This is a genomic window from Actinomycetospora straminea (assembly GCF_028737255.1).
Taxonomy (GTDB): Bacteria; Actinomycetota; Actinomycetes; order Mycobacteriales; family Pseudonocardiaceae; genus Actinomycetospora; species Actinomycetospora straminea.
Map to the genome: position 1 here is coordinate 17,369 of NZ_JAQZAN010000030.1, position 20,896 is coordinate 38,264.

The 20,896-nt window shown below is 74.9% G+C and carries 20 protein-coding genes; 14 read left to right on the forward strand and 6 right to left on the reverse strand.

Going from position 1 to position 20,896, the window contains the following annotated elements; translation table 11 throughout:
* Positions 1-5: 5 nt before the first annotated feature.
* The 6 genes from PH190_RS28195 (at position 6) to PH190_RS28220 (ending at position 4,662) form a co-directional block, all read left to right on the forward strand.
* Positions 6-1,178 carry an acyl-CoA dehydrogenase family protein gene (locus PH190_RS28195; protein ID WP_274234861.1) on the forward strand — a complete coding sequence of 391 codons (1,173 nt, stop codon included), beginning with the start codon at positions 6-8 and terminating at the stop codon, positions 1,176-1,178.
* 21 nt (positions 1,179-1,199) lie between these two features.
* Positions 1,200-1,814: a TetR/AcrR family transcriptional regulator gene (locus PH190_RS28200; protein ID WP_274234862.1), complete on the forward strand. Its 615-nt coding sequence runs from the start codon at positions 1,200-1,202 to the stop codon at positions 1,812-1,814.
* A complete protein-coding gene (locus tag PH190_RS28205) occupies positions 1,811-2,548 on the forward strand; it encodes a YoaK family protein (RefSeq protein WP_274234863.1) in 738 nt (245 codons plus the stop codon). The genes PH190_RS28200 and PH190_RS28205 overlap by 4 nt, the downstream gene beginning before the upstream one ends.
* A 54-nt stretch (positions 2,549-2,602) precedes the next feature.
* A complete protein-coding gene (locus PH190_RS28210; RefSeq protein ID WP_274234864.1) occupies positions 2,603-3,406 on the forward strand; it encodes a class I SAM-dependent methyltransferase in 804 nt (267 codons plus the stop codon).
* 107 nt (positions 3,407-3,513) lie between these two features.
* Entirely contained in the window at positions 3,514-3,912 is a 399-nt protein-coding gene (locus PH190_RS28215; protein WP_274234865.1) for a hypothetical protein, read from the forward strand.
* 132 nt (positions 3,913-4,044) lie between these two features.
* Positions 4,045-4,662 (forward strand): DUF3159 domain-containing protein, encoded by a 618-nt coding sequence (locus tag PH190_RS28220; protein WP_274234866.1) that lies wholly within the window; start codon positions 4,045-4,047, stop codon positions 4,660-4,662.
* A gap of 74 nt (positions 4,663-4,736) precedes the next feature.
* Here PH190_RS28220 and katG read toward each other — a convergent pair whose 3' ends face one another.
* A complete protein-coding gene (katG, locus tag PH190_RS28225) occupies positions 4,737-6,917 on the reverse strand; it encodes a catalase/peroxidase HPI (RefSeq protein WP_274234898.1) in 2,181 nt (726 codons plus the stop codon).
* Between the two features lie 246 nt (positions 6,918-7,163).
* On the opposite strand from katG, the gene PH190_RS28230 reads away from it, so the two are divergent.
* Positions 7,164-8,729, forward strand: coding sequence for an adenylate/guanylate cyclase domain-containing protein (locus PH190_RS28230; RefSeq protein ID WP_274234867.1), 1,566 nt, complete (start codon positions 7,164-7,166; stop codon positions 8,727-8,729).
* Positions 8,730-8,736: 7 nt separating this feature from the next.
* On the opposite strand, the gene PH190_RS28235 is transcribed toward PH190_RS28230, so the two are convergent.
* Positions 8,737-10,497, reverse strand: coding sequence for a pyruvate dehydrogenase (locus tag PH190_RS28235; RefSeq protein WP_274234868.1), 1,761 nt, complete (start codon positions 10,495-10,497; stop codon positions 8,737-8,739).
* 85 nt (positions 10,498-10,582) lie between these two features.
* Here PH190_RS28235 and PH190_RS28240 point away from each other — a divergent pair, with 85 nt between their 5' ends.
* From PH190_RS28240 to PH190_RS28255, 4 genes are all read left to right on the forward strand, one after another.
* On the forward strand, positions 10,583-11,851 hold the full coding sequence (locus tag PH190_RS28240; protein ID WP_274234869.1) for an APC family permease: 1,269 nt from the start codon (positions 10,583-10,585) through the stop codon (positions 11,849-11,851).
* 64 nt (positions 11,852-11,915) lie between these two features.
* Positions 11,916-13,148, forward strand: a complete 1,233-nt coding sequence (locus PH190_RS28245) for an alpha/beta hydrolase (protein ID WP_274234870.1) — start codon at positions 11,916-11,918, stop codon at positions 13,146-13,148.
* A gap of 35 nt (positions 13,149-13,183) precedes the next feature.
* Positions 13,184-13,816, forward strand: a complete 633-nt coding sequence (locus PH190_RS28250) for a hypothetical protein (RefSeq protein ID WP_274234871.1) — start codon at positions 13,184-13,186, stop codon at positions 13,814-13,816.
* Positions 13,813-15,279, forward strand: a complete 1,467-nt coding sequence (locus PH190_RS28255; protein ID WP_274234872.1) for a protein adenylyltransferase SelO — start codon at positions 13,813-13,815, stop codon at positions 15,277-15,279. Before PH190_RS28250 ends, PH190_RS28255 begins: the two co-directional genes overlap by 4 nt.
* A gap of 31 nt (positions 15,280-15,310) precedes the next feature.
* Here the strand turns inward: PH190_RS28255 and PH190_RS28260 are convergent, their stop codons facing one another.
* On the reverse strand, positions 15,311-16,948 hold the full coding sequence (locus PH190_RS28260) for an FAD-dependent monooxygenase (protein WP_274234873.1): 1,638 nt from the start codon (positions 16,946-16,948) through the stop codon (positions 15,311-15,313).
* 207 nt (positions 16,949-17,155) lie between these two features.
* Here PH190_RS28260 and PH190_RS28265 point away from each other — a divergent pair, with 207 nt between their 5' ends.
* Positions 17,156-18,250: an LLM class flavin-dependent oxidoreductase gene (locus PH190_RS28265; protein ID WP_274234874.1), complete on the forward strand. Its 1,095-nt coding sequence runs from the start codon at positions 17,156-17,158 to the stop codon at positions 18,248-18,250.
* Positions 18,250-18,867 (forward strand): FMN reductase, encoded by a 618-nt coding sequence (locus PH190_RS28270; protein WP_274234875.1) that lies wholly within the window; start codon positions 18,250-18,252, stop codon positions 18,865-18,867. The genes PH190_RS28265 and PH190_RS28270 overlap by 1 nt, the downstream gene beginning before the upstream one ends.
* Before the next feature lie 16 nt (positions 18,868-18,883).
* On the opposite strand, the gene PH190_RS28275 is transcribed toward PH190_RS28270, so the two are convergent.
* Positions 18,884-19,108: a hypothetical protein gene (locus tag PH190_RS28275; RefSeq protein WP_274234876.1), complete on the reverse strand. Its 225-nt coding sequence runs from the start codon at positions 19,106-19,108 to the stop codon at positions 18,884-18,886.
* Between the two features lie 56 nt (positions 19,109-19,164).
* Between PH190_RS28275 and PH190_RS28280 the strand changes: the two genes are divergently transcribed.
* Positions 19,165-19,674: a TetR/AcrR family transcriptional regulator gene (locus PH190_RS28280; RefSeq protein ID WP_337993865.1), complete on the forward strand. Its 510-nt coding sequence runs from the start codon at positions 19,165-19,167 to the stop codon at positions 19,672-19,674.
* Here the strand turns inward: PH190_RS28280 and PH190_RS28285 are convergent, their stop codons facing one another.
* Both PH190_RS28285 and PH190_RS28290 read right to left on the reverse strand, forming a co-directional pair.
* The gene (locus PH190_RS28285) at positions 19,675-20,448 is read right to left on the reverse strand and encodes an alpha/beta fold hydrolase (RefSeq protein ID WP_274234877.1); all 774 of its coding nucleotides are present in this window, start codon (positions 20,446-20,448) and stop codon (positions 19,675-19,677) included.
* On the reverse strand, positions 20,445-20,822 hold the full coding sequence (locus PH190_RS28290; protein ID WP_274234878.1) for a DUF1330 domain-containing protein: 378 nt from the start codon (positions 20,820-20,822) through the stop codon (positions 20,445-20,447). Before PH190_RS28290 ends, PH190_RS28285 begins: the two co-directional genes overlap by 4 nt.
* Positions 20,823-20,896: the final 74 nt, after the last annotated feature.

Below are 20,896 nucleotides of genomic sequence, written 5' to 3' on the forward strand. Positions count from 1 at the left end.
TCCGCGTGAACACCTCCTCGATCGTCCCCGAGACCGACGAGCGCGCCGCGCTGCGCGAGGCCGTCTCCGGGCTCGTCGGCCGCTACGGCCACGACTACTTCGTCGCGCGCGCCCGTGCCCACGAGGAGCCGACCGCGCTGTGGAAGGACCTCGGCGCGAACGGCTTCCTGGGCGTGCACCTGCCCGAGCGGTACGGCGGGGGCGGCGGCACGCTCGGCGACCTGTCGGTGGTGGTCGAGGCCGCGTCCGCCGCGGGCTGCCCGCTGCTCATGACCGTCATCTCGCCGGCCATCTGCGGCACGATCCTGGCCCGCCACGCGTCCGACGAGATGAACCGCCGCTGGCTGACCGGCATCGCCGACGGCTCGGTCAAGATGGCGTTCGCGATCACCGAGCCCGACGCCGGGTCGAACTCCCACGAGATCACCACGGCCGCGCACGCCGATGGTGATGGCTGGCGGCTGTCGGGCACCAAGTACTGGACCTCCGGGGTCGACGAGGCCGACGCGATCCTCGTCGTCGCCCGCAGCGGGTCCGCCGAAGAAACCGGCAAGCGCCGGCCACTGAGCCTGTTCGTCGTCCCCACCGACTCCCCCGGCCTGACGTGGCAGCCGATCGAGGCGGCGCTGGTGCAGCCCGAGCACCAGTTCACGGTGTGGTTCGACGACGTGCCCGTCGGCCCCGAGGCGCTCATCGGCGACGACGGGAACGGCCTGCGCCAGGTGTTCTCCGGGCTCAACCCGGAGCGCATCACCGCGGCGTCGATCAGCACCGGCATCGCGCTGTACGCGCTGGAGAAGGCCGCGACGTACGCGAACCAGCGCACGGTGTGGAAGGGCGTGCCGATCGGCGCGCACCAGGGCGTCGCGCACCCGCTCGCCGAGGCCTACATCGGCGTCGCGCAGGCGCGGCTCATGGCGGCGCGCGCGGCGGAGCTCTTCGACGCCGGGCAGGACGCGGCCGAGGCGTCGAACATCGCGAAGTTCGCCGCCGCCGACGCGTCACTGCGCGCGCTCGACCAGGCCATGCAGACCCACGGCGGCAACGGCCTCGCGCTCGAGTACGGGCTCGCCGACCTGTGGTTCCTCGCGCGCATGCTCAAGACCGCACCGGTGAGCCGCGAGATGGTGCTGAACTTCGTCGCGCAGCACAGCCTCGGCCTGCCGTCCTCGTACTGACCCGCGCCCTACGCTGGGGCGATGACCGAGGCGGCGCGGGACACGAAGTCCGCGCGCACCCGCCGTCGCGTCGTCGACGCCGCCGCGCACGTGCTGCTGCGCCGCGGCTACGCGGGCACGCGGCTCGCCGACGTCGCCGAGGTCGCGCAGGTGCAGGCGCCCGCGATCTACTACTACTTCTCCTCGCGGGACGAGCTCATCGACGAGGCCGTCGCCGTCGGGCTCGACCGCGCGCGGTCGCTCGTCACCGAGGCCCTGGCCGCGGCGCCCGCGGACGCCCCGGCGATCGACCGGCTCGCGATCGCGGTCGCCGCGCACCTGCGCACGCTGCTGACGCACTCCGACCACGCCGCCGCCGCGGTGCGCACCGTGCCGCAGCTGCCCGAGGCGATGCGCGAGCGCCACCGCCAGGCGCAGCGCGACTACGTCGACGTGTGGCGTGCGCTCGTGGCGCAGGTGCGCGAGGAGGGCGACCTCGACCCGGCCCTCGACCCCGGCACCGCGCTCATGGTCGTGCTGGGCGCGCTCAACTGGACCGCCGAGTGGTGGGACCCGGCGCGCGGCTCGCTGGAGGGCGTCATCGACGCGGCCCAGCGGCTGGTGCGCGACGGGCTCGCGGCCGCGGAGGAGCCGTGACCGCACCGGAGACCCCGACCGGCCGGTGGGCGCTGCGCCGCGCGCTCGTCGACGACCGCGACGGGCCGCTGCCCGCGATGCTCGTGGCGCTGACGTGCCTCGCCGGCGTCGTCGACGCGACGAGCATCCTCGCGCTCGACCACGTCTTCGTCGCCGCGGTCACCGGCAACATCGTCTTCCTCGGGATCGCGCTCGCCGGCGCGGGCGGCTCGATCGTCGCGCCGGCCGTCGCCGTGGCCGGCTTCGTCGTGGGCGCTCTCGTCGGCGCGCGGGTCGTCCGCCACCCCGGCGGCCACCGCGGCCGCGCGGTCCGCGACATCGCGGCGTTCAAGCTCCTCCTCGCCGTCCCGGTCACGGTCGTCGTCGTGCTCGCCGGCGACCAGCCCCTGCACCCGGCCGCCCGCCTGGCCGTGACGGCGCTGCTCGCCGCGTCGATGGGCGGGCAGCTCGCGCTCATCCGCTACCTCAAGGTCCCGGACCTGCTCACCGCGGTGCTGACGCTGACCACGATCGGCATCCTCACCGAGCACGGCACGGGGCGTCGCGACCCGTTCGTGCTGCGCCGCGGTCTCGCGCTCCTGGCGTTCGTCGTCGGCGTCGTCGCGGGCGCGCTGCTGGCCCGCGTCGTCGCCCCCGGAGCCGCGCTCACCCTCGGTCTCGTGATCATCCTGGGCGTCGCCGCGGGCAGCCACGCCGTGTCGCGCGCCGAGGCGCCCTGGACGGCGCCCCGGTAGCGCTCACCCGGCCGGTCCTTGCCTAGCGCCGCCAGGGGGAGGACAACACTGGTCGTGGACGGTGAGAGCGCCCGCTGGGTCGGGTCGATGCCCGAGGTCTACGAGCAGTGCCTCGCCACGCCGGTCTTCCGCCCGTTCGCCCGCGAGCTCGCCCGGCGCACGAGCCACGCGGCACCGGGTCGCGTGCTGGAGCTCGCGGCGGGCACCGGGGCGGTGACCCGGGAGCTCGTCGCCGTGTGCCCGCACGCCGAGATCACCGCGACCGACCTCAACGCGGCGATGGTGGAGCTGGCGGCGTCGCGCGTGCCCGGACCGACGTGGCGGGCGGCCGACGCCGCGCGGCTGCCCTACCCCGACGCGGCGTTCGAGGCGGTCGTGTGCGGCTTCGGCGTCATGTTCCTGCCGGACCGGCGGGCGGCCTACGCGGAGGTCGCCCGCGTCCTGGTCCCGGGCGGCCGCTTCCTGTTCACGACGTGGGACAGGCTCGCGACCCACGGCTACGGGCTCGCCCTCGCGCTCGCCCTCGACCGGGTCTTCCCCGGCGACGTGCCCGCGTTCCTCGAGGCGGTGCCGCACGGGTACCACGACACCGCGCAGGTCGCCGCCGACGTCCGCGCCGCGGGACTCGACGTCGTCGCGACGGAGACGCTGACGCTCGAGGGCCTGGCCGACGACGCGCGACAGATCGCCGTCGGGTTCTGCACCGGTTCGCCGCTGCGCGCCGACCTCGAGCGCCGTGGCGACCTCGACACGACGGTGGACCGCGTCGCCGCGGAGATGACCGAGGCGCTCGGCGAGGGGCCGGTGGCCGCCGCCATGTCCGCACACCTCGTCGAGGCGGAGCGGCCGCGGCCCTGACCGGACCCCGCGCGCCCCTCCCACACCTCGTGTCACAAGTAGGGGTCGCCCTCAGCGCCGCGGCAGGGAATCATGGTGGGTCACACCGGCACGGGAGGAGGCGGAGCATGCAGGCGGACCTGCTCGCCGCGCGCGTCGTCGGCCTCATCGAGGGCGCGGCGTTCCCGCACCTCGACACCGCGTCGGTCATCGGCGTCATCGCCCTGCTGCTCGCCGGGGCCGGGCTCGTGACCGTGCGGGACTACGCGCTCGGGGGCGGCGACCTCCTGCCGCTGCTCGTCGCCGAGCCGCTCCCCCGTGCCGAGGCGTCGATCGGGGTCGTGCCGGCGCTCGGGGGCGTCACCGAGGAGGTGCTCCGGCAGCTCACGCGGCAGGCCCAGCACCCGGCGGTCGACGGGCTGGTGGTGGTCGGCGCGGGGGCCCTCCCGACGCCGCTGCCGCGGCGCGTCGGTGGCGTGCCGCTCCGACTCGCGGTCGTCGGCGCGCGGACCAACCAGGCCACCTGACACCCGTCCGGCGCAGCAGCCCACGCCGGATCGTGACCGCCTGCGATGTCTCCGAGGCGACACCGCCCTTGATGCCCCTCCCCCCTGCTCTCATGATGACGCTGAGTCATCAGCGTCCGGCAGGAGACCGTCGTGCAGAAACTCGCCATCTTCCTGGGGTTCGTGCCCTGGATCGTCTTCTCGGTCATCGCGGGTCCGAGCACCTGGACGTGGGCGGCGCTCGCCGCGCTCGCCTGCACGCTGGTCCTCGCGGTGCCGGACTGGCGGCGGTACCGGGCGATCAGCGCCCTCGACGCGGCCGCGCTGGTGTTCTTCGCCGTGCTCGTCGTGCTCGCCCTGGTGCTCGACCGCGCGGCGCTGCAGCCGATCGAGGACCGCGCCCAGCTCCTGTCGAGCGTCGTGATCGCGCTCGTCGCGTTCGGCTCGCTCGCCGTCGGCCGGCCGTTCACCGCGTTCTACGCGAAGAAGGAGGCACCGCAGGAGGTGTGGAACACCCCGACCTTCAGGAAGATCAACCGCGTGCTCACCGCCCTGTGGGGCGGCGTTTTCCTCCTCAACGCGCTGTGCGACCTCGCCGTGGTGTCGGGCGCGAGCACGGACCTCTTCAACTGGGTCATCCCGGTCGTCGCGATCGTCGTCGCCGTCAAGATCACGGGCTGGTACCCGGAGCACGTCCGCGACCAGGTCGCGGAGGCCCACCGCACGCCGGGCGCCCACGAGGCGTCCCGGCCCCCGGCCCAGCCGGCCTGACGGGAGGACGCACCGTCCCCGGACGACAGAACGCCCCGCCCGCGTCGGCGGCCGGGGCGTTCTGCGTCCGGTGATCAGACCAGGTCGTAGCGGTCCAGCATCATGACCTTGTCCCACGCCGTGACGAAGTCGCGGACGAACTTCTCGGCGGCGTCGTCGCTGGCGTAGACCTCGGAGAGGGCGCGCAGCTCGGAGTTCGAGCCGAACACGAGGTCGTTGCGGGTGCCGGTCCAGCGGATCTCGCCGTCGGCGCCGCGGGCCTCGTAGATGCCCTCCTCCTCGGCCATACCCGCCCACTGGGTGTCCATGTCGAGCAGGTTGACGAAGAAGTCGTTCGTCAGATGCCCCGGGCGCTCGGTGAGCACGCCGTGCGTCGAGCCACCCGTGTTCGCGCCGAGCACGCGCAGCCCGCCGACGAGGACGGTCATCTCCGGCGCGGACAGGTTCAGCAGGTTCGCACGGTCGACCAGCAGGTACTCGGCGGGGAGCGCGTGGCCCTTGCCGAGGTAGTTGCGGAACCCGTCGGCGGTCGGCTCGAGGTGGGTGAACGAGTCGACGTCGGTCCACTCCAGCGACGCGTCGGTGCGGCCCGGGGTGAACGGCACCTCGACCTGGTGCCCGGCGTCCGCGGCGGCCTTCTCCACCGCGGCGCAGCCGCCGAGGACGATGAGGTCGGCCAGCGAGATCCTGCCGGACGACTGCTGGATGCCCTCGAGGGTCGACAGCGTCCGGCGCAGCTCCTGCGGGTCGTTGACCTCCCAGTCGATCTGCGGGTCGAGGCGCACGCGCGCGCCGTTGGCGCCGCCGCGCTTGTCGCCGATGCGGAACGTCGACGCCGACGCCCACGCGGCCTTGACCAGCTGCGAGACCGTCAGGCCCGAGTCGAGGACCTGCTTCTTGAGGTCCGCGATCTCCGAGGCGCTCACCAGCGGGCCCTCGTGCGCGGGCACCGGGTCCTGCCAGATCAGCGTCTCCTGCGGCACCCACGGGCCGAGGTAGCGCTGGATCGGGCCCATGTCGCGGTGGGTCAGCTTGTACCAGGCGCGGGCGAACGCGTCGGCGAACTCCTCCGGGTTCTGGTGGAACCGCCGCGAGATCTCCCCGTAGACCGGGTCGACCTTCAGCGAGATGTCGGTGACGAGCATCGTCGGCTGGCGGGTGAGCTCACCGGTCTCCGGGTCGGGCACGGTGTTCGCGCCGCCGTTGTTCACCGGGCGGTACTGCCAGGCGCCGGCCGGCGACTTGTGGAGCTCCCACTCGTAGCCGAAGAGGTTGTCGAAGTAGCCGTTGCTCCACTGCGCCGGCGTGGAGGTCCAGGTGACCTCGAGGCCGGAGGTGATGGTGTCGCGGCCCTTGCCCTTGCCGAACTTCTGGTGCCAGCCGAGGCCCTGCTCGGTGATGTCGGCGCCCTCGGGCTCCGCGCCGACGTACTGGTCGGGGTCGGCCGCGCCGTGGGTCTTGCCGAAGGTGTGGCCACCGGCGATGAGGGCGACGGTCTCCTCGTCGTTCATCGCCATCCGGCCGAACGTCTCGCGGATGTCGCGGGCCGCGGCCAGCGGGTCCGGGTTGCCGTCCGGGCCCTCCGGGTTGACGTAGATCAGGCCCATCTGCGACGCGCCGAGCGGCTTCTCGAGCTGGCGGTCGCCGGTGTAGCGCTGGTCGCCGCCGAGCCAGTAGTTCTCGGGGCCCCAGTAGGTCTCGTTGTCGGGCTCCCACACGTCGGGGCGCCCGCCGGCGAAGCCGAAGGTGGGGAAGCCCATGGTCTCCAGGGCGCGGTTGCCCGTGAAGATCATGAGGTCGGCCCAGGAGACCTTCTTGCCCCACTTCTGCTTGACCGGCCAGAGCAGGCGGCGGGCCTTGTCGAGGTTGCCGTTGTCCGGCCAGCTGTTGAGCGGGGCGAAGCGCTGCATGCCCATGCCGGCGCCGCCGCGGCCGTCGGCGAGGCGGTAGGTGCCGGCCGAGTGCCACGCCATGCGGATCATGAAGCCGCCGTAGTGGCCGAAGTCGGCGGGCCACCAGTCCTGCGAGGTCGTCAGGACGTGGTCGACGTCGGCGGCGAGCTCGTCGAGGTCGACGGTCTTGAACGCCTCGGCGTAGTCGAAGTCGGGGTCCATCGGGTTGGACACGGCGGTGTGGGTCCGCAGCACGCGCAGGTTGAGCTGGTTCGGCCACCAGTCGACGTTGCCGCCGCCCTCGGTCGGGTGCGCGAGACGACCGGCGTGGACCGGGCACCCACCGGCGTCCTGGGTGTTCATCTCGGTCTCGCGGGTCACGTGTTCTGACACGAGGAAGTCCTCCGGGTCACTGTGTGGTCAGTTGTCTGGGGTGGTGGGCGGTGGAGCCGGGCGCGCGGAGCCGTGGCGGCGATCCGGTCCGGCGGTGACACGGCTCGCAGTGTCGCCCCTTTTCTGGAACAGATCAAGAATCCGGAGGGGGTCAGCACCATCTGCGCGCAGGCCCGTACGCGGTACCGACGGTACCGCGTCGATAGGCTGAGGATCATGAGGTCCACCCCGACCGGAGGCCGCGGCACCGTGCACCGCGACTTCCGTCCGGCGACGAAGGCGCTGGTCGGGGCGCTGGTGGTGGTCTCCAACGTGGTGGGCGCGGCGATCGTGCTCGCGCTCGCGGGCTACGTCCTGCCGACCCAGTCACTGGTCGCGGACCTCGAGGACGCCCTCGACCGCAACCTGGTCGCGTTCGGCGTCTACCTCGCCGTCGCCGTCGTGGTCGGCCTCGCGTGGGGCTACGCCTGGGTGCGCGTGCCGACCCCGCCGGGCCCGGGCGACGACGAGGACGCGTGGCGGCGCCACCGGGATCTCGCCCGCCGCGTGGTGCTGGGCGCGCCGATGCGGATCACCGTCGTGCAGGCGGTGCCCTGGGTCCTCGCCGTGCTGCTGTTCGTGACGATCAACGCACGGTTCTCCGTCACCGTCGCGCTGACGGTCGGCTGCGTCGTCGCCCTCGGCGGCATGGCCACCGTCGCCGTCGCCCACCGCCTCGCCGAGCTGACCCTGCGCGGCGAGGTCGCCCGGGTGCTCGCCGAGGACCCGCCGAACCGGCTGGGCCTGCTGCCCGGGGTCGTCGCGCGCTCGCTCGGCGCGTGGCTGCTGGGCACCGGCGTGCCGCTCCTGGGCATCGCGCTCGCCGCCGCGGCGTCCCTGCTCTTCCGCGACTACTACACGGTCACGCGCCTCGGGATCGTCGTGCTCGTGCTCGCGGTGGTCGCGCTGGCCGTCGGCTTCCTGCTCACCGCGCTGACGTCGACCTCGATGTCGCGGCCCGTGATGGCGGTGCGCCGGGCGCTGCGGCGCGTGCAGGACGGCGACCTGGAGGCGCAGGTCGAGGTCTCCGACCCCACCGAGCTCGGGATGCTGCAGGCCGGGTTCAACGAGATGGCCGCCGGGCTGCGCGAGCGCGACCGCGTCCGCGAGCTGTTCGGGCGCCACGTCGGGCAGGAGGTCGCCCGCGCCGCGCTCGCCGAGGAGATCGAGCTCGGCGGCGAGGTGCGCGAGGTCGCCGTCCTGTTCGTCGACATCGTCGGCTCGACCCGGATGGCGTTCGACCGCCCGCCGCAGGAGGTCGTCGCGGTGCTCAACGCGTTCTTCGGCGAGGTCGTCGACGTCGTCGAGACCCACCAGGGCTGGATCAACAAGTTCGAGGGCGACGCCGCGCTCGCCGTCTTCGGGGCACCCGACGACCAGGCGGACCCGGCGGCGGCCGCGCTCGCCGCCGCCCGCGTGCTCGCGCAGCGGCTCGCCGCCGACGACTCGCCCGCGACCGCGGGCATCGGGGTCTCCGCCGGGCCGGCCGTCGCCGGCAACATCGGCGACGCGCGCCGCTACGAGTACACGGTGATCGGCGACCCGGTGAACGAGGCCGCGCGGCTGTGCGACGTCGCCAAGGGCCTGCCGGGCGGGGTCGCGGCGTCGGACGCGGCGACATCGCGCGCCGGGTCCGACGAGGCTCGCCGGTGGTGCGAGGTCGACGTCGTGCGCCTGCGGGGGCGCCAGCGCGTCACGCACGTGCACGCGCCGGAGCCGGACACCGGGGAGGCGCCGAGGTGAGCGCGGGTCAGCGCAGGGGGTGGCGGGGGATGGAGCGGAGGTTGGAGCGGGCGAGGTCGACCATCTTGCCGACGCCCCCGGCCAGAACCGTCCGCATCCCCGCCAGCGCGAAGCCGCGCACCTGCTCGGCGGTGATGTGCGGCGGGATCGACAGGGCGTTGGGGTCGGTGCGCACGTCCACCAGCGAGGGGCCGCGGTGGTCGAGCGCCCCGCGCAGCGCCGCCCGCAGCTCGCGCGGGTCGCCCACCGTCACCGCGTGCAGCCCGGCCGCGCGGGCGATCGCGCCGAGGTCGGCGGGTCCGTGGTCGGTCTGGAACGACGGGAACCCGGCGACCATCATCTCGAGCCGGATCATGCCCAGCGAGCCGTTGTTGAACGCGACCACGGTGAGGTCGAGGTCGTGCTCGGCGGCGGTGAGCAGCTCGCCCATCAGCATCGTCAGCCCGCCGTCGCCCGACATCGACACGACCTGGCGCCCCGGCTGCGACACCGCCGCCCCGATCGCGTGCGGCAGCGCGTTCGCCATCGTCCCGTGCCGGAACGACCCGACGATGCGCCGCCGCCCGGTCGGCGTGATGTAGCGGGCCGCCCAGACGTTGCACATCCCCGTGTCGACGGTGACGACGGCGTCGTCGGCGAGCTCGTCGTCGAGCACCGCCGCGACGTACTCGGGGTGCACGGGGCGGTGGTCCTCGACGCGCGTCGTGTACGCGTCGACGACGTGCTCGAGCGCGTCGGCGTGGTGGCGCAGCATGCGGTCGAGGAACGTGCGGTCGGTCTTCTCGGTGACGAGCGGCAGCAGCGCGCGCAGGGTCGCGCCGACGTCGCCCTCGACGCCGAGGTCCAGCACGGAGCGCCGACCGAGGTGCCGGGCGTCGCGGTCCACCTGCACGGTGTGCGCCTGCGGCAGGAAACCGTCGTAGGGGAAGTCGGTGCCGAGCAGCACGAGCAGGTCGGCCTCGTGGCTCGCCTCGAAGCAGGCGCCGTAGCCGAGCAGCCCGCTCATGCCGACGTCGTACGGGTTGTCGTACTGGATCCACTCCTTGCCGCCCAGCGAGTGCCCCACCGGCGCCTTCACCCGCTCGGCCAGCGCGAGCACCTCGTCGCGGGCCTCCCGCACCCCGGCGCCGACGAACAGCGTCACCGACGCCGCGGCGTCGATCCGCTCCGCCAGCGCCTCGACGCGGTCGGGCGCCGGGTGCACCACCGACGACGGCGCCACGAGGTCGCCCCGCCCGGTCTCGTGCGCCGCGGGCAACGCGGTGATGTCGCCGGGGAGGATGAGCACCGACACCCCGCGGTCGGCCAGCGCGGTCTGCATCGCGATCCGCTGCAGCCGCGGCATCTGCTCCGGCCGCGAGATCAGCTCGACCCACGAGGAGCACTCGACGAAGAGCCGCTCGGGGTGGGTCTCCTGGAAGTAGTGGGTGCCGATCTGCAGTGACGGGATGTGCGACGCGATCGCGAGCACCGGGGCGGCCGAGCGGTGCGCGTCGTAGAGCCCCTGGACGAGGTGCGTGTTGCCGGGTCCGCAGCTGCCGGCGCACACCGCGAGCGTGCCGGTCAGCTGCGCCTCGGCGGCGGCCGCCAGCGCCCCGGCCTCCTCGTTGTGCACGTGGATCCAGTCGATCCCGCCCGCCGCGGCGCCGCCGGAGCGGCGCACCGCGTCGACGATCGGGTTGAGGCTGTCCCCCACCAGCCCGTAGATGCGGCGGACACCCGCCTGGACGAGGACCTCGATGAGCTGATCGGCGACGGTGCGGGCCACGGCGGTGATCGTGGCACCACGATCACGTTCTCCGCGATGCCTCGGCGGTGGCGTCGCGCTCGGGCGGGCCGGGTACCGGACGTCCGTGACCGGCGCGTCCCCGGACCCCACGCCACCCCCCCACTCCCCGCAGCCCGACCGACCCGCCGGCCTCGAGCGACGGCTCGGCCTCACCGACGCCGTCGTCATCGGGCTCGGTTCGATGCTCGGCGCGGGCGTGTTCGCCGCCTTCGGGCCCGCGGCCGCCGCGGCGGGCTCGGCGCTGCTCATCGGCCTCGCCGTCGCCGCGGTCGTCGCCTACGCGAACGCGACGTCGTCGGCGCGGCTCGCGGCCCTCTACCCCGAGTCCGGCGGCACCTACGTCTACGGGCGCCGGCGCCTCGGCGACGTGTGGGGCTTCCTCGCCGGCTGGGGCTTCGTCGTCGGCAAGACCGCGTCGTGCGCCGCGATGGCCCTGACGCTCGGCAGCTACGCCTGGCCCGAGCAGGCGCGTGCGGTCGCCGCGGTGGCGGTCGTGCTGGTGACGGCGGTGAACTGCCGCGGGGTCGCGAAGACCGTCGCCGCCACCCGCGTGCTCGTCGTGCTCACGCTCCTCGCGCTCGTCGCGGTCGTGGTGGGCGCCCTGCTCCGGCCGGGGACCTCGCCGGCCCTGGTCCTCGAGGGCGCGTCGGGCGGGGTGGGCGGCGTGCTGCAGGCCGCCGGGCTGCTCTTCTTCGCGTTCGCGGGGTACGCGCGCATCGCCACGCTCGGCGAGGAGGTGCGCGACCCCGCCCGCACCATCCCGCGCGCGGTGCCGATCGCGCTCGGGATCGTCGTGGTGATCTACGCGGTGGTCGGGGCGAGCGCGCTGGCCGCCGTCGGTCCCGCCGCGCTCGCCGCGTCCCCGTTCCCGCTCGCGACGGCCGCGGGCGGCGGGGTGTTCGGGACCGTCGTCCGCGTCGGCGCCGCGGTGGCGTCGGCGGGCGTGCTGCTCTCGCTGGTCGCCGGGGTCGGGCGCACGACGCTGGCCATGGCGCGGGACCGCGAGCTCCCGTCGGCGCTCGCCGCGATCCACCCGCGCTTCCGCGTGCCGCACCGCGCCGAGCTCCTCGTCGGCGCCGTGGTCCTCGCCCTGGTGCTGGTGACCGACCTGCGCGAGGCCATCGGGTTCTCGAGCTTCGCCGTGCTCGTCTACTACGCGATCGCCAACGCCGCGGCCCTGACGCTCGGCCGCGCCCGCGTCCTCGCGAGCCTGGGCCTCGTCGGCTGCGTGGTCCTCGCCGTCACCCTCCCGCTCGTCAGCGTGCTCGTCGGCGCGGCCGTGCTGCTCGCGGGCCTCGCCGGCCGGGCCCTGGTGCGTCGCCGACGGGGATGAGCAGCTCGCCGCGTCACCCGACCGCGACCGTCGCGGGGTGTCCGGTCCGTGCTTCGCTGGGCACGTGGTGGGGGTGACCGGGCACGACGACCCGACGGTCGAGATCCCGACGGTGTCCGCGGGGCGCGCCACGACGACGATTGCGGTGCTGTCCGTCCTCGCCCTCGCGACCCTGGTCCTGCTCGCCGCCGCGGTCACCGCGGTCGCGCCGACGACCGCGCTCGCCGGACCGGTCGCCTCGCCCCTGCTCGTGGTCGTGTACGGGCCGCTCCTGCTGGTGCTCGGCCTCGTCGTGACGGTCGGCGCGTGGCTGCTGCAGCGCTCCCGGCGGGCGCGTCGGGCGACGACCGTCGTCGCGGTGCTCGCGACGGTGGCGACGCTCGTGCTCGCCGGCGCGGTCGGGGCGGTGGTCGTCGCCGCGCTCGGCGCCGGCGGCGGCGTCGACCCGTGGCGGGCGCTCGTCCTCTCCGGCCCGCCCTCGGGCGCGGCGCCCGACGAGCGCACCGTCTACACGACCACCCCCGAGGGCCAGGACCTCCACCTCGCCGTCACCCGCCCGCGCGGGGCGGCCGGACCGGCGCCGGTGTTCGTGTGGGTGCACGGCGGCGGCTGGGCGACGGGCTCGGAGCTCGACCGGGCCGCCGACATGCGTCGTCTCGCCGACGCGGGCTGGCTCGCGGTCTCCGTCGAGTACACGCTCTCGCGCCCCGGCCGCCCGACCTGGGACGCCGCCGGGCCCCAGGTGGCGTGCGCGCTCGCGCGGGTCGCGGAGCAGGCCGCGGCACGGGGCGGCGACCCGCGCCGGATCGTGCTCGGCGGCGACTCGGCGGGCGGGCAGCTCGCGGTCTCGGTCGGGTACCGCGCGGCCGCGGGCACGCAGGTCTCGGCCTGTCCCGGGCCGGTGCCGGTGCCCGTGCCGCGGGCCGTCGCGACGCTCTACCCGGCCGTCGACCTCGCCGACACCCACCGCCGCGGCGAGGGCGCGCAGCAGTTCGCCGTCGCCTACACCGGCGGCACGCCCGACCAGGTGCCCGACCGCTACCGGGCGGTGACGGGCACCGACGTCCTCACCCCGCAGGCCCCACCGACCCTCGCGATCGTGCCGGCCCGCGACCGCCTCGTCCCGCCCGAGGGCGCGACCGACTTCGTCGAGGCCGCCCGGGCCGTCGGGGTCGACGCGCAGCAGGTCGACGTGCCGTTCGCCGACCACGCCTTCGACACCGGCCCCGACGGCTCGCTGGGCCACCAGGCGGCGTTCTCGGTGCTCGCCGCGTGGGCCGGTGAACAGGTCCGGTGAGCGGTCGTGTGCTCCTCGTCGGGTAGGCCTCGAGCATGGACACCGACCGTTTCGAGGGATGGATCGCCGGCGTCGGCACGGCGGCCGGGCTGCGCGCGGTCGTCGGGCACTGGCCGCGCTCGCCGTTCGGGGCGTTCACCGACGTGATGGTCGAGCGCCCCGACGGCCGGCGCATCCTGCTCGCGCCCGACGAGCAGGTGCGCGACTTCGTGGCCGCCACGTACACGTTCGACGAGGTGCGGCTCGGCCCGGTGACGCACCGCGCCGGGATCGGCGAGCACCACGTGACCACCACGGAGCTGGACCTGACCGTGCAGGTCGGCGGGCGCCCGCCGCTGGGGTGGCTGCTGCGCGCGGTGCCCGGACGTCTCGCGACGGCACCGGCCTGGATCACCGCGATCGACGTCGTCGCGCGGCGTGTGCTGCCCGGCGTGCGCACGGTGGGCAGCGCCGGCGGCGGGCGCCGCGAGTACTACGGCGCGCGGGACCTGCACCGCGTCGCCGGCGCCCGCATGCGCTGGGAGGGCGTCGACCAGGGCGCGCTCACCCCGGTCTCGCCGCCGGTGCGCTTCGGCTTCGGCTCGACGCCGCGCACCCCGTCGCTGGTGCGCATCACCACGCTGATCCGGCATACCGCGGACGGCGCGCGGATAGCCTCGGAGACATGACCGTCGCCGCTTCGCCCGTGACGCTCGACGACTGGTTCGTCCGCGACCTCGGCGGGCTCTACCAGCCGTGGGCCGCCGCGCCCTCGCCGTCGCCGGAGCTGGTGGCCCTCAACGAGGACCTGGCCGCCGAGCTCGGCGTCGACGCCGCCGCGCTGCAGAGCCCCGAGGGCGTCGCGGTCCTCGCCGGCGCCGCGGTGCCGACCGGGGCGACGCCGGTGGCGATGGCGTACGCGGGCCACCAGTTCGGCAACTACTCGCCGCGCCTCGGCGACGGCCGCGCGCTGCTGCTCGGCGAGCTCACCGACACCGCGGGCCGGCGCCGCGACCTGCACCTCAAGGGCTCGGGGCGCACGCCGTTCGCCCGCGGCGGCGACGGCCGGGCGACGCTCGGGCCGATGCTGCGCGAGTACGTCGTCGGCGAGGCGATGCACGCGCTCGGGATCCCGACGACGCGGGCGCTCGCCGTCGTCACCACCGGCGAGACGGTGATGCGCGAGACGCCGCTGCCCGGTGCCGTCCTCGCCCGCGTCGCCTCGAGTCACCTGCGCGTCGGCACGTTCCAGTACGCCGCCGCCACCCGCGACGCGGACCTCCTGCGCCGCCTCACCGACCACGCGATCGCCCGCCACCACCCGCAGGCCGCCGAGGCCGAGCGCCCGGCGCTGGCGCTGCTCGAGTCCGTCGTGGAGGCGCAGGCGGCGCTGGTCGCGCAGTGGATGGACGTCGGCTTCGTCCACGGCGTCATGAACACCGACAACATGACGATCTCGGGCGAGACCATCGACTACGGCCCCTGCGCGTTCCTCGACGCCTACGACCCCGCGACCGTGTTCAGCTCGATCGACCACGGCGGACGCTACGCGTTCGGCAACCAGCCGCAGGCCGCGCAGTGGAACCTCGCGCGGTTCGCCGAGTCGCTGCTGACGATGATCGCCGACGACCCCGAGCAGGCGATCGAGCCCGCGACCGCGGTCGTGTCCTCGTTCGGCGAGCGCTTCACGCGCCACCGATCGGCGGGGCTGCACGCCAAGATCGGGCTGGTCGGCGAGCACACCGAGCTGGTGCGGGACCTGGTGACGCTCCTGACCGACCAGCACCCCGACCACACCCGCTTCTTCCGCGGGCTCTCGGCCGCCGCGCGCGGGAACGCCTCCCCGGTGCTCGACCTCGTCGTCGACCGCGACGCCGTCGACGCGTGGCTCACGCGCTGGCGCACGGCACTGGGGTCCCAGGAGCGCCAGGTGGCCGAGTCCGCCGACGCGATGGACCGCGTGAACCCCGTCTACATCCCGCGCAACCACCACGTCGAGGCCGCCCTGGACGCGGCGGTCGCGGGCGACCACGCGCCGTTCCACCGCCTCGTCGACGTCGTCGCGCACCCGTACGCGGAGCGCCCGGGGCTCGAGGACTACGCGAAGGGCGACCCGTCGGCCACGGGCTACGTCACGTACTGCGGCACCTGAGCCGACCCGTGTCCCGAGGACACGGGTCCGCTCACGCCATCGCCACCGGCGGCTCCGGCAGCGACGCCCCCGTCAGCACGGCGAGGTGCGTCGCGAGTCCCGCCGCGGTCAACGGCCGCGCCGTCCAGCCCACGTAGCCGTCGGGGCGCACGAGCACCGCGTCCCCGCCGCGCATCCCGTACGCCGCGGCCAGGTCGCCCGCGCCGTCGACGAGGCACGGCTCGCCGGCGTCGGCGAACGCGGCGGCGAGCGCGGGCGCCACCACGGCGTGCACGCGCAGCGGCAGCCCGCACGACGCCGCCAGCGCGCGCACGGCGCCGATCTCCGGCAGCTGGGCGGCGTCGTCGACGCAGGCGAGCAGGGCGAACTCGGTGGCGGCGAGCACCGCGTGCAGCCGCAGCGGGTCGGTCGCGGTGTCGCGGCGCAGGCCGCGGGCGTCGGGGGCGCGGTCGCCGGGCCGCACCCCGAGGGCCTCGCCGTCCGCACCGACGATCGGGCTGTCGGGGTAGCCGACCAGCAGCTGCGCCTCGCGCCGCAGCATCGTCTCGGGGTCGTCGGCGTCGAACCCCTGACGGGCGTGGCGCACGGTGCGCCCGACGACCTCCTCGCCGACCGGGTGGCGCTCGGCGTGGTAGCTCTCGAGCAGCGCGGGGGCGGCGCGTCCGTCGACGACCAGCGCGAGCTTCCACGCGAGGTTGAGCGCGTCCTGGATGCCGGTGTTCATGCCCTGCCCGCCGGTGGGCGGGTGGATGTGGGCCGCGTCGCCCGCGATGAACACCCGGCCGTCGCCGTAGCGGGAGGCGAGACGGTGGCTGATGCGGAACACCGACGACCACCGCAGGTCCGACACCGTCGTGGGTGCGGGGGCCAGGCGGTCGACGACGGCCTGGAGGTCCGCCACCGCGGGGGCACGGCCGGACTCGAGCCCGTGGACGACGCCGTCGCCGGACCCGGCGGCGGGCGCGGCGCGCAGCTCCGGCGGGGCCACCATCGAGATGCGGTAGCGACCGTGCTCGGGCAGGGGGATGGCGACGAGGACGTCGTCGGGCGCCCCGGGCACCGCGCGGGTGATCCGGACGCCGTACCCGGCCGGCATCGACCAGTCGAGCACGACGTCGCCGAGCATGTACTCCTCGGGGAACGCGTCGCCCTCGAACCCGGTCCCCAGGCCCTTGCGCACGACGCTGTGGGCACCGTCGGCGCCGACGAGGTACGCGGTGCGCACGGTGCGCTCCCCGGCGGACGAGCGCAGCTGCAGCGTCACCCCGTCCGCGTCCTGGGTGAAGCCCACCAGCGCCGTCCCGCGCTCCACCGCGCCGCCGTGGCGGTGCAGCTCCTCGGCGAGCAGGCGCTCGGTCGTGTACTGCGGCAGCGTGGTGAAGCCGTAGGGCACGTCCGGGGGCAGGGCGAGCTCCAGGCGCGCCACCTGCTCGCCGTCGCGGTACACGATCTGGCCGCGCATCGTGCGCACCTCGTCGAGGGCCGCGGTGAGCATGCCGGTGCGCTCCCAGTGCTCGAGCGTGCGCGGCTGGAGCCCGACGGCCTTGGCGTAGTGCCGGGGCTCGTCGAGCTGGTCGATCACCAGGGGGCGGACCCCCCGGCGGGCGAGCTCGACGGCGGCGGTGAGCCCGACCGGGCCGGCCCCCACGACGACGACGTCCAGGTCCATACCGGCTCCTCTCCGTCACCGTCGGACGCGTGCCGACGGCTACGGCCACCTGTTCAGCCCAGCTCCGAGATCCGTTCAGCCACGAGGAGTACAACGCACCGCCGTGCCGCCGTCAACGACACGGGCGGACGGGCGCGGAATAGTTGACGTGTCCCCCATCGTTCACGAGGATGCAGGTTGAAGGTTCAACGAGATGGAGTGAGGGCCATGCAGTTCGGTGTCTTCTCGGTCAGCGACATCACCCCGGACCCGACCACCGGCCGCACGCCGACCGAGGCGGAGCGCCTGCAGGCCGTCCTGCGGATCGCGGAGAAGACCGAGGAGGTCGGCCTCGACGTCTTCGCCCTCGGCGAGCACCACAACCCGCCGTTCTTCTCGTCCTCCCCCACGACGACGCTCGCGTGGATCGCCGCCCGCACCCAGCGGTTGCAGCTCTCGACGGCGACCACGCTGATCACCACGAACGACCCGGTGAAGATCGCCGAGGACTACGCGATGCTGCAGCACCTCGCGGGCGGCCGCGTCGACCTCACCCTGGGGCGCGGCAACACCGGCCCGGTCTATCCGTGGTTCGGCCAGGACATCCGCCAGGGCATCCCGCTGGCGATCGAGAACTACGCGCTGCTGCGGCGGCTGTGGGACGAGGAGATCGTCGACTGGGAGGGGAAGTTCCGCACGCCGCTGCAGGGCTTCACGTCCACACCGCGCCCGCTCGACGGCGTCGCGCCGTTCGTCTGGCACGGCTCGATCCGCAGCCCGGAGATCGCCGAGCAGGCCGCGTACTACGGCGACGGCTTCTTCCACAACCACATCTTCTGGCCGGCCGACCACACCCGGCGCATGGTCGACTTCTACCGCCGCCGCTTCGAGCACTACGGGCACGGCGACGCCGACCAGGCGATCGTCGGCCTCGGCGGTCAGGTGTTCGTGCGGAAGAACTCGCAGGACGCCGTGCGCGAGTTCCGGCCCTACTTCGACGAGGCGCCGGTCTACGGACACGGCCCCTCGCTGGAGGACTTCGCGCGCGAGACGCCGCTGACGGTGGGCAGCCCGCAGCAGGTCATCGACCGGACGCTGGGCTTCCGCGAGTACGTCGGTGACTACCAGCGCCAGCTCTTCCTCGTCGACCACGCGGGCCTGCCGCTGAAGACCGTCCTCGAGCAGCTGGACATGCTCGGCGAGGAGGTCGTGCCGGTGCTGCGCCAGGAGTTCGCCGCCCGGAAGCCGGCCCACGTGCCGGACGCCCCGACCCACGCGTCCCTGGTGGCGGCGCGCGACGGGAAGGTGGAGGTGACCGTCTGATGGAGACCCGGACCCTGGCGGTGGTGAGCGCCGGGCTGTCGGTGCCGTCCTCGACGCGCCTGCTCGCCGACCGGCTCACCGACGCCACGGTGACCGCGCTGGCCGAGCGGGGCGTCGAGGTCCGGCCCGAGGTGGTGGAGCTGCGCGACCACGCCCGCGACCTCGCCGACCACCTCGTCACCGGCTTCCCGAAGGCCGCGCTGCGCCCGACCCTCGACACCGTCGCCGGGGCCGACGCGCTGATCGCCGTGACGCCGATCTTCTCGGCGTCCTACAGCGGCCTGTTCAAGACCTTCGTCGACGTCCTCGACCGCGAGGCGCTCGCGGGCACCCCGGTGCTGCTGGGCGCGACGGCCGGCTCGGCGCGCCACCAGCTCGCGCTGGACCACGCGCTGCGCCCGCTGTTCGCCTACCTGCACGCGACGGTGGTGCCGACGGGCGTGTTCGCGGCGGCGGAGGACTGGGGCGCGTCGGGGGCGAGCCGCGAGCTCGGCGACCGCATCACCCGCGCCGCGGGCGAGCTCGCCGACCTGGTGGCGGGGCGTCCGGCGACGGGGCGGGCCACCGACCCGTTCGCCGACCCGACGCCCTTCGAGACGCTGCTGCGCGGGGCGTGACCTCGCCAGCCGGCAGCTAGACCGAGAGGGGGGCCGGCACGGCCCGGTCCCCCACCGGCTCCGCCACCCGCGGCGGCGGACGCTGCCGCGGGACGAAGGCGACGATCACGAGGGCGACCACCGCCGCCCCGGCCCCGAGCAGCATGACGAGGACGAACGCGCCCTCGGTGGGGACGCCCGCCGTGGTGACGAGCGACAGGGCCGCGACCACGGAGCCCGCGACGAGCGTCGCCAGGCACACGAGACGAGGTCTCCAACCGCCAGGTCGCCGACGCCGCCGGCCAGGGCAACACGGCGGTGGTCGGCTACCACTTCGGCACGAAGACCGACCTCGTCCGCGCCGTCGTCCGCCGGCACAGCGAGGCGATCGAGCGCTCCCGCGAGGCGATGCTCGCGCGGATCGTCGACGGCGACGACCTGCGCGAGTGGCTCGACTGCCTCGTGCGCCCGACCTTCGACCACCTCGACTCGCTGGGCAGCCCGACCTGGTACGCCCGCTTCGGCGCGCAGGTGATGACCGACCCGGCGCTGCGGGAGATCCTGGTCGACGAGTCGCTGGGCTCGCCGGTGCTGCTGCGCATCCTCGACGGGCTGCACGCCTGCCTGCCCGAGCTGCCGGCCGCCGTGCGCCGCGAGCGCGGCGACGTCGGGCGTCACCTGCTCGTCCACGTCCCCGCCGAGCGCGAGCGGGCCCTCGCCGAGGGCGCGCCCACCACCCGCGCCACGTGGTCCGACGCCGCGTCGGGGCTCGTGGACGTGCTGGTCGGGGTGTGGCTCGCGCCCGTCACCCCCGCCCCCGACCACTGATCACACGCTCCGCCAGAAGTCGACGAGCACCCGGGCGGCCTGCTCGGGGTCCTGGGCCATCCACCAGTGCCCGAGGCCCTCGAGCTCGGCGATGCGGGCGCCCGCACGCGCCGCGGCGCGGCGGCGCTGGGCGTCGTGACCCACCACGTGGTCGGCGGTGGCGAGGACCGCCAGGCCCGGGCGCCGGGCCGCGTCCGGCAGGTGGACGCCCGCCTCGGCCATCACCGGCTGCACGGCCGACCGGTAGTGGGTGAGGATCGCGCGCCCCATCACCTCGTCCTGGCCCGCCACCACGGCCTTCGCGACGGTCTCGGGCATGCCGCGCCCCACGAGCAGGGCCACCACCGCGTCGACGTCGCGGCCCGGACCGAAGCGCTCGGCCACGTCCGCCTCCCCGACGCCGGGTGTCTGCCACCGCTGGGCGAGCTCGTGCCAGGCGTAGTCGGGCTCGAACGCGCCGAGCGTGTCGCTCACCCAGCTGCGCAGCAGGTCGGGTCGGGCCATCGCGACGCGGATCGTGTGGCTCCCCCCGAGGTCGTGGCCGACGAGGTCGACGGGCCCGTCGGCGGCGACGATCGCCGCCAGCTCGCCGATCAACCAGTCGCGATAGGCCTCCGGCGTGGCCGCGAAGTCGTCGGGCAGCGGCGCCCCGAACCCCGGCGGGGACAGCCGCACCACCGACCCGCTCGGCACGCCGGCGCGCTCGAGGGCACCGAGCAGCGGCTCCCACACCGCCGGGGTCTCGGGGTTGCCGTGGACCAGGACGATCGTCACGCGACCTCCCGACCGATCGCCGGGACGGTGGGCTGGAGCACGGCCTCGGCGAGGCCCTCCACCCGCAGGTGCTCGATCTCCCGGTAGGCCGGGTCGCGGATCATCGCCGCGAAGTGCTCCCGGCTGGGGTAGCGCACGAGCAGCACCGTGTCCCACGCCTGCCCGTCCTCCGCCGCGAGCGCCCGCCCGCCCTCGCCGAGGTAGACGATCTCCACGCCGTAGCGGGCGCTCACCGCGCCCACCGCGTCGACGTACCGCTGATAGGTCTCCCGCCCGCCCTCGGGGCGGAAGCGCAGCAGGTTGAGCATCACCACGGGACCCCCGGGGTCCTCCGCGAGCAACGTCTCCACCGCGCCGTCCGGCAACTCCACCATGTCCGTCTCCTCTCGGGTGCCCCACCACTCTCACATACTTGCCGGTCGACACGCAAGTTGGTCTGCTACTGTCC

Bases quoted from the DNA above. Each gene is read 5' to 3' on its own strand.
- PH190_RS28260 (WP_274234873.1), bottom strand. From the start codon at position 16,948: ATGGACCTGGACGTCGTCGTCGTGGGGGCCGGCCCGGTCGGGCTCACC.
- PH190_RS28230 (WP_274234867.1), top strand. From the start codon at position 7,164: ATGAGGTCCACCCCGACCGGAGGCCGCGGCACCGTGCACCGCGACTTC.
- PH190_RS28200 (WP_274234862.1), top strand. From the start codon at position 1,200: ATGACCGAGGCGGCGCGGGACACGAAGTCCGCGCGCACCCGCCGTCGC.
- PH190_RS28290 (WP_274234878.1), bottom strand. From the start codon at position 20,822: ATGGTGGAGTTGCCGGACGGCGCGGTGGAGACGTTGCTCGCGGAGGAC.
- katG (WP_274234898.1), bottom strand. From the start codon at position 6,917: ATGAACACCCAGGACGCCGGTGGGTGCCCGGTCCACGCCGGTCGTCTC.
- PH190_RS28270 (WP_274234875.1), top strand. From the start codon at position 18,250: ATGGAGACCCGGACCCTGGCGGTGGTGAGCGCCGGGCTGTCGGTGCCG.
- PH190_RS28215 (WP_274234865.1), top strand. From the start codon at position 3,514: ATGCAGGCGGACCTGCTCGCCGCGCGCGTCGTCGGCCTCATCGAGGGC.
- PH190_RS28250 (WP_274234871.1), top strand. From the start codon at position 13,184: ATGGACACCGACCGTTTCGAGGGATGGATCGCCGGCGTCGGCACGGCG.
- PH190_RS28255 (WP_274234872.1), top strand. From the start codon at position 13,813: ATGACCGTCGCCGCTTCGCCCGTGACGCTCGACGACTGGTTCGTCCGC.
- PH190_RS28265 (WP_274234874.1), top strand. From the start codon at position 17,156: ATGCAGTTCGGTGTCTTCTCGGTCAGCGACATCACCCCGGACCCGACC.